This is a genomic window from Prevotella sp. oral taxon 376, from assembly GCF_003043945.1.
Classification (GTDB): Bacteria; Bacteroidota; Bacteroidia; order Bacteroidales; family Bacteroidaceae; genus Prevotella.
Genome location: NZ_PYXG01000001.1, coordinates 976,748 through 988,948, shown reverse-complemented (window position 1 = coordinate 988,948; position 12,201 = coordinate 976,748). Strand labels below are relative to the sequence as shown.

Here is a 12,201-nt window from a genome sequence, read left to right as displayed (position 1 = left end):
TTCTAATGGCAAAGATATTAAAAAAACCTTGGCTCACCTAATTATTTGATATTATTTTGCAAAAAAACAGAATGTTTAGAGCCAGAGGGCGGAGAGAGGTTTAGGGCACCCGCTTTCAGGCCTAACCGCAATCCGAAGAAAAGAGAAGGGATAACCTTGCCCTTAGAAGTTAGACGACCTGATATTTCTCGGATGATGCAGGAGAATTTCTTCCCGCAGGGTCGTAGTGTCGATATGGGTATAGATCTCAGTGGTGCCGATGTCTTCATGGCCCAACATGGCCTGTATGGCCCTAAGGTCGGCCCCGCCTTTCAGGAGAGCCGTGGCGAACGAATGGCGCAGCGTATGGGGCGAGATGGTCTTATGGATGCCGGCATCACGGGCAGTGCGCTTGATCATGATAAGAATCATGGTGCGCGTGAGATGGTGCCCCCGACGGTTGAGAAATACATAGTCTTCCTCGCCAGGCTTTATCGTCAGGTGTACACGGTCGGAAAACCAGAGCTGAAGCTCCCTGATGGCTTTCTGTGAAATCGGAACAAGGCGTTCCTTGTTTCCCTTACCTAAGACCCGCACGAATCGCTCGTCTAAATAAAGCTGAGAGAGCTTGAGGTTGACGAGTTCCGACACACGGAGACCGCACGAGAAGAGCACTTCTATGATGGCTTTGTTGCGTTGCCCCTCGGACTTAGACAGGTCGATGGCAGCCTCCATGCGGTCAATCTCCTCCACAGAGAGCACCTCGGGCAGATATTCACCCAAATGGGGGGAGTCGAGAAGCTCCGTAGGATCCTTCTCCAAGAAGCCGTCCAGCAACAGAAAACGATAAAAGGAGCGCACTCCGCTCAAGATGCGGGCTTGCGAGGAAGGGCCTATCCCCTTCTCGTGCAGCAGCACGGCAAACTGTTCCAAATCTTCAAGTTGTAGATCGAGGGGGCTCTTCTCCTGCGTCTTGCAGAACTCAAGCAGATGCCCCAAGTCGTGCCTATAAGCCTCCACCGTGTTTATGGAATAGTTCTTCCCTAACTTCAGATAACGCAGGTAGGCCTTCACAATATCTACGGAAGATTTGTCTTTTTCCATTTTATTTGCTATATTTGCCCACAAAAATACAAGAAAATTATGAGAATACAAATTATAAATGGGCCAAATCTGAACCTCTTGGGAGTGCGTGAACCGGAGATCTACGGTCAAGAGTCGTTTGAAGCCTATCTCGCAAGGCTCATTATCCGGTATCCTGACATCCAGTTCGGCTACTATCAGAGCAATATAGAGGGCGAGCTCATCAACAAAATGCAGGAAGTGGGATTCAGTTTCGACGGCATAATCCTCAATGCGGGAGCCTACACGCATACCAGCGTGGCCCTGCAAGACTGTATCCGAAGCCTGAAAGCTCCGGTCATAGAAGTGCACATCAGCAATGTCAGCGCGCGCGAAGGATTCCGCCATCAGTCTCTCATCTCGGCTGCATGCAAGGGCATGATTGCCGGATTCGGGCTCGACAGCTACCGACTGGCCGTGGAATCCTTCTTGAAATAAAGGCCCTGTACCACCATGAGCAACGGTAAACAAAACAGCTCGCTCAGCCCAGGAGCAGCGGCTGCCGGCGCAGAAGTCTCCGCAATAGAGGCTCTCGACAACTATATTCTCACCCACATAGATCCAGAAGGAGATTACCTACACCACCTCTGGAGGGCTACGAACATACAGACCGTACACGGCAGGATGACCAGCGGACACCTGCAAGGCCGCCTGCTCAAGATGATGGTAGAGATGATTCGCCCCAAGAAAATACTCGAAGTGGGGACTTTCAGTGGCTATAGCGCACTCTGCATGGCCGAAGGACTGCCACGGGATGGCAAGCTCTACACGCTGGAAATCAACGATGAGATGGAGGATTTCACGCGCCCATGGATAGAGAATTCACCTTATGCAGACAGGATTGAGTTTCTCATCGGCGATGCTAACCAACTGCTCCCTGAATTAGGCGTTATCTTTGACTTGGCTTTTATCGACGGCGACAAGCGCACTTACAAAGAAACCTACGAGACGGTACTGGCCGTCATGCGACCCGGAGGTTTCATCCTTGCTGACAATACGCTATGGGACGGACATGTCATCGACCCTGCCTATGACGAAGATCGACAGACGCTGGGCATCCGGGAATTCAACAACTTCATCGCTAAAGACAACAGAGTGGAGAAGGTCATACTACCCTTGAGAGACGGCCTGACCCTCATCAGAAAGAAATGAGACATGAGAAAAGAGGGGGGGTAATCGTTGTCTGCCCTCTGGAAAAGCTTCCCTAAACGGCCTGTCTTCAGACACTCAACAGTCTTTTGCTCAATGCCCTTACCGGATACCACACCGCAAGCCACCCCACAGCAATAACCGTAATGAAGATGAGAGCGATATCCGTATAGTGGACACTTATCGGATAAGCGTTCACGATGAAAGATCCGTCGCTATTACCAAGATGCACAATCCCATAAGTCTGCTGTAACCAGCAGAGCAACAAACCGATCAAAATTCCTGCCACGGCGCCTATTACGGCTATCATTCTCCCTTCGAAAAGGAAGATTTGAGTAACTTGTCGGTCGGTAGCACCAAGATTTCTAAGGGTTACGGCATCCTCTTTCTTATCAAGAATAAGCATCGAAAGCGAGCCGACGATATTGAAGCATGCCACCACGAGGATAAAAGTCAGGAAGATATAGGCGAAGAGTTTCTCTATCGACATAATCTTGAAGGTGTCATCCTGCTGCTCATAACGGTCGCGAACCTTATATTTATCCCCAGCTATTTGCTTGATTTCCGCCTTTACATCGCTTAAGTCGCTACCCGGCTTGAGCCTCAGCTCGAGCGAAGAGAGCATGCCTTGCTGCTCGAAAAGGACACGAGCCCAGGAAATGGGAACGATGATATAACGGGCATCATACTTCGACTGTTTCACTTGGAAAACCACACCAGGAGAATCCAGAGAGTCTATGACGAAGCCCCGGGCGGGATCCGACAGGTCAATCTGCCCCTCTTTCACTGGAGCATAGACACGGAGCGGACCTCTCCAACGGGCACCCGTCCCCAAGGTCTGGGCCAGCATAATACCCAAGGTGCCGTAGTTCAGGTTTGCGGCACGCAATCCGAACTCACCGTCGCCATACAGAATCTCCGTAATATGGGTAAGCTCGGCAAAGTTCTCGTCCACCCCTTTGATGACAACCATAGCCTGTTTGTCTTGATATACGGCCAACGCGTTGTCTTCCACACATTCCGTCGCCACATCAATTTCCGGCAACTGACGGATTCGGGTGAGGATGGGATCGTCGCTCGGAGCCGTTTTCCCCATGGCGGGCGATACTTCTATCTGCGGATCGAAGTTGGTAAAGAGCGATGCCACGAGGTCGTGGAAACCATTGAAAGCACTCATCACGATAACCAATGCCACCGTTGCCACCGCCACTCCGACAACCGAAATGATGCTGATAACATTGATAGCATGCGTGCTCTTCTTTGAGAAGAGATAACGACGGGCTATGTAAAAAGGAAAATTCATGATTCGCTTCCTCGCTGAATGCCTTAAAGATGAGACCGTTCTACTTCTTTAGGAGTTCATCAATATGGTCGATATAATCAAGACTGTCATCGATGAAGAACCGTAACTCTGGGATAATGCGGAGTTGGTTACGGACGCGAGTGCCCAGTTCATAGCGCAGAGTCTTCTCATTTGCCGTGATATTTTTCAGAAATTCCTCACCTTTTTCCGATGGAAATATACTCAGATAAGCCGTACAGATACTCAAATCCGGACTTATACGGACACGGGTAACACTCACAAGGATACCGTGCATCTTGCGGGTTTGCGACTGGAATATTTCCGCAAGCTCTTTCTGGAGCAAGCGTGAGATACGGTTTTTTCTTGTTTCCTGCATGTGTTTACTCTAAATCTATATGTTCTACTTTAACCTTGTCGTGAAGGAAGATGCGTGCGCCTTCCTTGAATTTGTCTGGATTTTCCGTGGTATAGTATTCCACGCGGCCGTTCTTGGTACAACTGCGCTCTATTTCCGAATGTCGCTCTAAATAGCCTTTCAGACTCTCGGCAACGAATCTACCTTGCGAAATGATGCTCACTCCCGCCTTGACATATTTCTGAATTTTCGGCAGAAGGATGGGGTAATGGGTACAACCGAGAATGATGGTGTCAATGTCCGAATCCTTAGACATCAGCTCATCGACGCGTTTCTTTACAAAATAGTCGGCACCCGGACTGTCAGCCTCGTTGTATTCCACGAGCGGAACCCAAAAAGGACAGGCCACGCCCGTAATCTGAATCTTCGGCCAAAGTTTGGCTACCTCGAGGTCGTAACTATGGCTCTTCACGGTACCCTCGGTGGCAAGCAGCCCCACATGACCGTTCCGAGTAAGCGTGCCGATAACTTCTGCCGTAGGGCGGATGACCCCGAGCACGCGGCGTGAGGAGTCCCACCTGGGCAGGTCGCTCTGCTGGAGGGTCCGGAGTGCCTTTGCCGAAGCCGTATTACACCCGAGAATGACGAGATGGCAGCCCTTCTCAAAAAGTTTCCATACGGCCTGCCGCGTAAACTCATATACTACATCGAAGGAACGAGGACCGTAAGGGGCACGGGCATTATCGCCCAGAAACATATAGTCATACTGGGGCAATAGCCGACGAATGCCATCCAAGATGGTCAGTCCGCCATAGCCGGAATCGAAAACTCCAATCGGCCCAGGAGCCAGAGGCAGCAGATTTGTCAACGCAATGTATCCTTGACGAGTGACGAAATATCCTCACCGACCACCGAGCTGATATAAGGGACGGCGTCGTTGTCAGTATTCAGGATAAAGGCATAGCCCCGTGCGTCACCGATGCCGCGGAGCACTTCTGAGAGTTTCAACCTAAGCGGCGCATAGGCCTCTTCCTCTGCCTGTTTAAGCAGACGCTTTGCCTCTTCCTTGAAAGCCAGGTTTTTCTCCATCAATTCCTGCAGTTCTGCCTGGCGTTTCTTAAGAATTGAAGGAGCAAAATCCTTCTGCCCGTCAAGAAACTGCTCATACTTCTTGTTGAACTCGTCCTCCACACGCTTCATCTCGGCATCATACTTTCCTCTCAGCGTTTCCAGACTGCTCTTAGCCGTGGCGTAGGCAGGCATGGACTCAAACGCCTCCTTGTAACTGAAATAGCCATACTTCAACTGGCTCTGTGCGTCAGCCACGAGAGGCATCACCAATAGGACTAAAGAAAGAATTAACTGTTTCATCACCTTATTAATATATAATGGGGGCGGGCCACTCTCAGCCTGCCCCCATGTTGATTATCGGAAAAAATCTTTTCTTTTACTTGAGCTGGGCCTGAACCTTGCTCGTTACATCCTCTACATTGGTACCCGTATAGACTGCGGCACCCTCTTCAAAGATATAAGTGAAGTTACCCGCCTTGCCGACAGCCTGAATAGCGTTCATGATCTTGGCCTGGATAGGGGTCATCAGTTCCTGAGACTTCTTCTGGAGTTCCTGCTGACCATCCTGATAAGCCTGCTGAACCTTCGTATACATATTCTGCAATTCCTCTTCTGTCTCCTTCTGCTTGGTAGCGTTCAGGGTGCTCTTTGTCTTGTCATATTCCTCGCTCTTGCGCTGCAGCTCATCCTGCAGACCCTTGAGCTCGGTTTCCTTCTGCTTCTGCAATGCCTGGAGCTCGCCCTGAGCCTTGCCGTATTCAGTCATTGTCTGTACCACGGTCTGCGTGTTTACTTTGCCAAACTTCTGGGCAAATGCTGTCATCGGCGCCAGAAGCATCAACATAACGATTACTTTTTTCATCTTTTTCTTGTTATAATTTGATTAATGATTTATTCTTTTTATTCCGATTGATCCCGAAATCCACGAACTTTCCTGTTATCAGGGAACAGTTTTTCGTCTCATCAAGACTGTTTTTCAACGAATACCGTACCCCAATTTCTGCAGCACCTCATTAGAGATATCGATCTTCGGAGAACCGAAAATGATGCCGGAATCACTCGCACGGTCGAGCACGAGGCTGTATCCACGCAGCTCGGAGATCTCCTTTACCACATTATAGACTTCCTCCTGAATAGGACTCATGAGGCTTGTACGCTTCTTGAAGAGCTCGCCCTCGGGGCCGAAATACTTCTTCTTCAGCTCGGAAGCTTCCTTCTCTTTCTTCATGATCTCTTCCTGACGGACCTTCTTCTGCTCCTGCGAGAGGAACACCAGCTCGTTCTGGTAGTTCTTATACATAGTACCAGCCTCGGTGTTGAGAGCCTCCACCTCGGCCTGCCATTTCTTGCTCACTTGATTGAGTTGCTCATTAGCTCGCTCATAGGCAGGAATATTCTTCAAGATATACTCCATGTCGAGGAGCGCGAACTTCTGTGCGTTTGCTGTCATTGCCACGAGGACAAAAAGACATATTGACATTAATTTCTTCATACCCTGATATTTTACATTTAACCTTATAGACGCTCGAGGCATCCGGAAAGTTATTTTAATTATCTATTTTTAATATTTCTCCCTAAAACTCCTGACCGAGGATGAAGTGGAACTGGCTTCCGCCCTTTCCATAGGACGATCCGTTATACACCTTGTCAAAGCCGTAAGCCCAGTCGATACCCATCATGCCCACCATCGGGAGGAAGATGCGCACGCCGATACCGGCACTGCGCTTCATGTCGAAAGGATTGAATTTCTTGGAATCATACCATGCATTACCGGCCTCCACGAAGCCCAGTCCATAGATAGTGGTGTTACCCAGCAGGAACGGATAGCGCAACTCGAGGGTGAAACGGTCGTAGGCATAGGCGTTATATCCCGTTTCCGGTTTCCAAGAAATGCTTCCATTCTCATAACCGCGCAGTCCGATGGTCTCCTCCGCATAGCCGGAAGAATAGCCGCTCATACCGTCGCCGCCCACATAATAGGTCTCAAAGGGCGACTTTTTATATCGGTTATAGGAGCCCAGAATACCCAACTCGGCACGCGTCATCAGCACGAAACACTTCTGCCCACCCGAAAGAGCGGTGAAGGTGCGGGCCTTGAACTTCCATTTATGATATTCTATCCAGCGGAACTTATCCTGCTGTTCCTGCGAAAAAGTAGCCGACTGACGATTGTTCGCCAGATTCTTATAGTCCTTTTTGTCCCATTTCGACCATGGCGGAGTGAGCGTTACGGAAGCCATGAATTCCGAACCGCGGCGGGGGAAAAGCTGGTTGTCGGTCGAGGTACGGCTCAAGGAGATGCTCAGGTTCAAGTTGTTGGCATTTCCGTTCGACATCACAAAGTAGCTCCAGTTCTTCAAGGAATAACGGGTATACGACAACTGTAGCGACAGCGAGAAATAGTCGTCGGGCCAACGCAGGCGTTTGCCCCAGCCCACATTCACTCCGTAGAGCTTGATATAGGTGTCCGGATCGTAGTAATTCTCATAGTTATTATAGTAGCTGCTGCCGTAACCGGAGAGATAACCATAATAATTGCTCATGTTATTGCGGTAGAAGTTGGACGAGACATCACTCTGCTTGGAATAGAAACCTCCGACGCTGAACTGGATAGGGCGCTTCCCGCCAAACCAGTTGGTGCTGTAGCTGGCGTTGTAGCTTTGGTAATAGGTACCGTTGGTCTGTGCGCCGAGGCTCAACACCTCGCCGTCGCCGATAGGCAGGATGCCTCGGTGTTCCTTATTCTTATTAAAGAGGTTACGCAGGGAGAAGTTGTTAAGCTTCAGTCCGATACGCCCGATGACGCCCGTCTGCCCCCAACCAAGTGAGAACTCTACCTGGTCGTTGGACTTCTGTTCCAGATTCCAGTTGATGTCCACCGTTCCGTCCTCGACATGAGGCTTCACATCGGGATTCACCTTCTCTGGGTCGAAGTGGCCCATAGAGGCCAGCTCACGCGCCGAACGCTGCAGCGCGTCCTTCGAAAAGAGGTCGCCCGGCTTCGTGTGAAGCTCCCGCCGCACCACATTCTCATACAAGCGGTCGTTACCATTGATGCGCACACGGTTGATATGTGCCTGCGGTCCCTCGGTGATACGCATCTCCAAATCAATGCTGTCGCCGACAATGTTCACCTCCGTGGGGTCGAGGTTATAGAACAGATAGCCGTGGTTCCAATATTCGTTGCCCACGGCATCCTCGTCGCCTGATAACCGCTTGTCCATCAGTTTCTGGTTATAGACATCGCCGGTCTTCATCCCGAACACCCGGCTGAGATAGTCGGTAGAATAGACGGTGTTGCCTACCCAGCTGATATTTCGCAGGTAATACTTCTTGCCCTCGTCAACTTTCACATAGATGTTTACATGCTTTTTATCATAGTTCCACACGCTGTCGGCCAGGATGGCGGCATCGCGGTAGCCATACTCGTTATACTTCGCTATGAGGTTCTTGCGGTCTTCCTTCCAGCGTTCCGGGGTATATTTCTTCGACTTGAACAAGTTGCCCAGTTTCCCGGCCTCGTGAATCTTGGCGAAAGCGCCTTTGGAGAGCAGGTTTCCCTTGAGCTTCTTGTCGGTGAGTCGCTCGTTCCCGTCGATGATGATCGCATGCACCCGCATCTTTTCTTTCTTGTCTACGACAACATCGAGAATCACCTGATTCTTGCCGGCCACATCCTCGCGCTGGTTGATTTCTATCTCGGCGTTCTTATAGCCCTTGTCATCAAAGTATTTCGTGGCAAGGATCTTGGCGCGAGCCAGGGAGTTCGGCGTAACCTGCGAGCCCTTCAGCAGTCCCAGTTTAGCCTCCATGTCCTCGCGCTCCGACTTTTTCAGACCTATCCAGTTAATGGTAGAGACGCGCGGCCGTACCCGCAGCGAGATATGCAGCCAAGCCCTGTCGCCGATGAGGGAATCGACCGATATCTGAACTCTGGAGAAGAGCCCGTGCTTCCAGTAGCGCTTCACGGCCTCCGTGATCTCGGCACCCGGCAACTCTACTTTCTGTCCGACCACGAGACCGGAAATACCTGTAAGCACATAGTCCTCATAGCCCTCGACACCCGACACATTCAGGCCGGCAATGGTTACGGTGCGTGGTGCCCCGGCATAGCTGATTTCCGGATGCACGATCTTATCCTGCGCCCGCACACTCATACAGCCCATGAAGAGCAGGGCCGCGAGCAATGTCAACACCTTATTTATTTTATTCATCATTTGGAATTATTTTCTTTTTCTATTTGGGCTTCCGTCTTCCCATATCGCCGCTGGCGATTCTGGTAGCTCCGGATGGCCTCGTGAAGGTCTTCCTCCCCGAAGTCAGGCCAGTAAGTGTCGCAGAAATACAGCTCGGTATAGGCACACTGCCACAACAGGTAGTTCGACAGACGCACCTCGCCACCCGTACGGATGAGCAAGTCAGGGTCGGGCATGAACGAGGTTTCAAGGTTCCTTTCGAAGTTTTCCTCGGTAAGCCGCGCCTCCAACTCGGCGTAGACAGCCTCGCCCGAACGCCCGTCAGGGATTGCGGAGCCGTCAGCCAGCGCATGGAACACCGTCTGCCTCATCGCCTCGATGATTTCCCAGCGCGACGAATAGCTGAGAGCCACCACCATGGTCATCGCGTCGTTCCGCGCCGTGCGCTCCATGGTCTGGGCGAGCTTGTCCTGTACATTCCCCGGAAGGCGTGCAATGTCGCCGATAACCCGAAACCTCACATTATTCTTCATGAAGATTTCATCTTCCAGGGAGGTCAGCACCAGTCCCATCAGGGCCGATATCTCGTCGGCCGGACGATTCCAGTTTTCCGTGGAAAAGGTATAGAGCGTGAGGAACTTCACGCCCAGGCGAGTGCACTCGGAGGTAATCCTCCGCACGGCATCCACCCCTGCCTGATGGCCGAAATTGCGGGGCTTGTCCCGCTCGGCTGCCCATCGCCCATTGCCATCCATGATGATGGCGATGTGCCCGGGAATGCGCGTCGCATCGAGTTCTGCTGCCATTAGTCGTCGTTGTTACAGGTTCGGCACTTTGCCATAAAACTATAAGTGAGCGTAACTTGCAAAGCCGAGTAGCAATCGGTGTTCTTGAATGCTCCCTTGCTCTTTACATAATAGGGGTCCTTCACTCCGTCGAGCTTGTCGCTCAGGCTGAAGTGGACAGCCCATTCCACGCCCAGATTCAGGCGTTCACCTATCTTATATCTCACGCCAAGACCAAGAGGTACATTGGCCGTAAACACATTCTTGCCGCCTCCCGACACATAGGTAGCTCCCAGTCCGCCGAAGACAACAGGCGTGAAACGCTTTGCGCCACGATAATCACGCCCCGTTCCATAAGGCCAGAAGTTATATTCATAGACCAGACCGACATCCACCAGCGAGTGGTTGAACTCATACGGCGCCGCCTGATAGTCGGGATAGTAAGTCTCCACATCCCTGGAGCTGCCCTTCAGCTTACCGAAAGAGCCCGCAAGGCGCAGCCCCATGTGAGGATTGAAATTCCTGCGAAGCACCACAGATGCCATGGGCTGCATATCCTTCAAGATGCTGTTGTTGAAGTCGCCCTCATAGGAGACCATGCCCACTCCTGCCCCGATTTCCATCAGATACTCCGGATCGCTCTGCGCAGGCAGGGCGAGCGACGAAGTCAGAAGCAGAGTTATGACGACTATCTTCCGCATAGCATGCTATTCGGTGAAGTAACGCTTGGTGGTTTCCCAGACCAGCCGGTTCTTGGCTCCATGCCACACCTGGCCGGTGCCGCCGCAGACAATCCACAGATAGTTCTTGCTGTCCTTTACCAGGGTGAGCACTTCGCCCGGCGCGGAGAATCCTTTCGGGAAGTAATAGGTGGTATCGGGCTTCCAAGTGATGCCCGCGTCCCCGCTCCTGTAGAAGCCGGCAAACGGGGTGGAGGCCGCCGCGCCGACGGCACTGCCTCCTATCGCCAGGATGCCGCCATCGTAATTGACGGCCTGCAGGCCGTTCAGGTTGGGGACCTTATACTTGTTTCCCGAGGAGACATTATAGTAAGCCCAAGGCTGGTTTTGCGCATTGGGGTCGTTTTCCTCTATCTTTCCCCACACCCGGGCCTCGGTGGTCGTGGTGCCAACAAGCACAAGGTGGCTTCCGGACGCATTGCCCGAGAGGGGCAGAGTGATGAAGTTGAGGTTGTCAGCAGGAAGCAGCCCGGCGTCAGAGTCCAGCTCGTCGGCCGTCCATGTGGCGCCGCCGTCCTTGCTGCTCATCAGCTGATGGGCATCCGTAAGCCCATAGAGGCGGGCTCCGCTCGCGCCAAGCAACAGCTTCAAGGCGGGAGACGCCACCTCCGTCCAAGTCTCCGCGTCGGCAGAAACCAGCAGCGAGCCGTTGCTGTAGACATAAAGCTTGCCGGCATAGGCGGCCGCGCTCTTATAGGCGTCTACGCTCAAGGTCGTGCCGGGGGTAATCTCGCTCCATGCGGCGGCATTGCTCTCCGGGGCGGCGAATATCCTCGCCTTCGAACCGTCGTGGCCGAAGACATAGACCTTGCCACCGCAAGCTACACCCTTCATGGCCTTCAACGAGGCTAAGTCGCCGTTGCTGATAGCCGAGGAGTTCCATACCAGTTCCTCCGCCTTCTGCTTGTGCACATTCAGGGTAACGATGTACTCTCGGTTGGAGTCGCCCCTCAGGCTGCGCACTATGAAGTGGCGAGGCTGGGAGAGGTCAATGGAGTCGGTGCTGCTGTAGTAAGACTGCGTGTCGTCCTTTAAGCTCTTGAGAGCCACGGAGCCGCCGTTCTTCGCCACAGCGGTAACCAGCACCTTGGTCGCGTCGATGCCGCGGGGCAGCGAGTCGAGGTTATAAATCAACCCTTTCTCCTGGTCGATGGTGAACGCATAGCGGCTGCAGTTCAGCGTGGTGGTATAGGTACTGTCTTCTCCTTTCGAGGAAACGGTGTCCTTGACTATCTTCAGAGTCCCGACGGAGAAGGCCGTCAGGGCACAGTCGTCATAGTAAACGATGTTGTCCGTGTTGTCGCTCAGACAGGAGGAGAACATGAATATTGCTGAAAACGATACAGCAAGTGCAATGAATTTGAATCTCATTTACGCTCTTTTTCTTAAAACCGACATTACCGTGAAGGAGGCATCCCACTACTGCAGGAAAAGAACATCCCCCGCATCGACGAAGCCACGCTTCACAGAATTTTGTCTGCAAATTTAATCAGAATTCTTT

Annotated in this window: 13 protein-coding genes; 2 read left to right on the top strand and 11 right to left on the bottom strand. The window is 51.9% G+C overall.

Features of this window, described 5'->3' with window-relative positions; translation table 11 throughout:
* Positions 1 to 162: 162 nt before the first annotated feature.
* The gene (gene xerA / locus C7120_RS04345) at positions 163 to 1,083 is read right to left on the bottom strand and encodes a site-specific tyrosine recombinase/integron integrase (RefSeq protein WP_107620506.1); all 921 of its coding nucleotides are present in this window, start codon (positions 1,081 to 1,083) and stop codon (positions 163 to 165) included.
* Positions 1,084 to 1,122: 39 nt separating this feature from the next.
* On the opposite strand from xerA, the gene C7120_RS04340 reads away from it, so the two are divergent.
* Positions 1,123 to 1,539, top strand: coding sequence for a type II 3-dehydroquinate dehydratase (locus tag C7120_RS04340; RefSeq protein WP_107620505.1), 417 nt, complete (start codon positions 1,123 to 1,125; stop codon positions 1,537 to 1,539).
* Between the two features lie 15 nt (positions 1,540 to 1,554).
* Positions 1,555 to 2,253 (top strand): O-methyltransferase, encoded by a 699-nt coding sequence (locus C7120_RS04335; RefSeq protein WP_107620504.1) that lies wholly within the window; start codon positions 1,555 to 1,557, stop codon positions 2,251 to 2,253.
* A gap of 67 nt (positions 2,254 to 2,320) precedes the next feature.
* Here C7120_RS04335 and C7120_RS04330 read toward each other — a convergent pair whose 3' ends face one another.
* The 10 genes from C7120_RS04330 to C7120_RS04285 all read right to left on the bottom strand — a co-directional run bounded on the left by C7120_RS04330 (position 2,321) and on the right by C7120_RS04285 (position 12,071).
* Positions 2,321 to 3,553: an FtsX-like permease family protein gene (locus tag C7120_RS04330; RefSeq protein ID WP_107620503.1), complete on the bottom strand. Its 1,233-nt coding sequence runs from the start codon at positions 3,551 to 3,553 to the stop codon at positions 2,321 to 2,323.
* 40 nt (positions 3,554 to 3,593) lie between these two features.
* Positions 3,594 to 3,929, bottom strand: coding sequence for a 30S ribosome-binding factor RbfA (gene rbfA, locus C7120_RS04325; protein ID WP_107620502.1), 336 nt, complete (start codon positions 3,927 to 3,929; stop codon positions 3,594 to 3,596).
* A gap of 4 nt (positions 3,930 to 3,933) precedes the next feature.
* Positions 3,934 to 4,776: a glutamate racemase gene (gene murI, locus C7120_RS04320; RefSeq protein WP_107620501.1), complete on the bottom strand. Its 843-nt coding sequence runs from the start codon at positions 4,774 to 4,776 to the stop codon at positions 3,934 to 3,936.
* Positions 4,773 to 5,279, bottom strand: coding sequence for an OmpH family outer membrane protein (locus C7120_RS04315; RefSeq protein WP_107620500.1), 507 nt, complete (start codon positions 5,277 to 5,279; stop codon positions 4,773 to 4,775). Before C7120_RS04315 ends, murI begins: the two co-directional genes overlap by 4 nt.
* Positions 5,280 to 5,355: 76 nt before the next feature.
* Positions 5,356 to 5,841: an OmpH family outer membrane protein gene (locus tag C7120_RS04310; RefSeq protein WP_107620499.1), complete on the bottom strand. Its 486-nt coding sequence runs from the start codon at positions 5,839 to 5,841 to the stop codon at positions 5,356 to 5,358.
* 114 nt (positions 5,842 to 5,955) lie between these two features.
* Positions 5,956 to 6,471 carry an OmpH family outer membrane protein gene (locus tag C7120_RS04305; protein ID WP_107620498.1) on the bottom strand — a complete coding sequence of 172 codons (516 nt, stop codon included), beginning with the start codon at positions 6,469 to 6,471 and terminating at the stop codon, positions 5,956 to 5,958.
* 82 nt (positions 6,472 to 6,553) lie between these two features.
* Positions 6,554 to 9,193: an outer membrane protein assembly factor gene (locus C7120_RS04300; protein ID WP_107621384.1), complete on the bottom strand. Its 2,640-nt coding sequence runs from the start codon at positions 9,191 to 9,193 to the stop codon at positions 6,554 to 6,556.
* The gene (locus tag C7120_RS04295; RefSeq protein WP_107620497.1) at positions 9,193 to 9,981 is read right to left on the bottom strand and encodes an isoprenyl transferase; all 789 of its coding nucleotides are present in this window, start codon (positions 9,979 to 9,981) and stop codon (positions 9,193 to 9,195) included. Before C7120_RS04295 ends, C7120_RS04300 begins: the two co-directional genes overlap by 1 nt.
* Positions 9,981 to 10,661: a DUF6089 family protein gene (locus C7120_RS04290; RefSeq protein WP_107620496.1), complete on the bottom strand. Its 681-nt coding sequence runs from the start codon at positions 10,659 to 10,661 to the stop codon at positions 9,981 to 9,983. The genes C7120_RS04295 and C7120_RS04290 overlap by 1 nt, the downstream gene beginning before the upstream one ends.
* Positions 10,662 to 10,667: 6 nt before the next feature.
* Positions 10,668 to 12,071, bottom strand: coding sequence for a DUF6242 domain-containing protein (locus C7120_RS04285; RefSeq protein ID WP_146154194.1), 1,404 nt, complete (start codon positions 12,069 to 12,071; stop codon positions 10,668 to 10,670).
* Between the last annotated feature and the right edge of the window lie 130 nt (positions 12,072 to 12,201).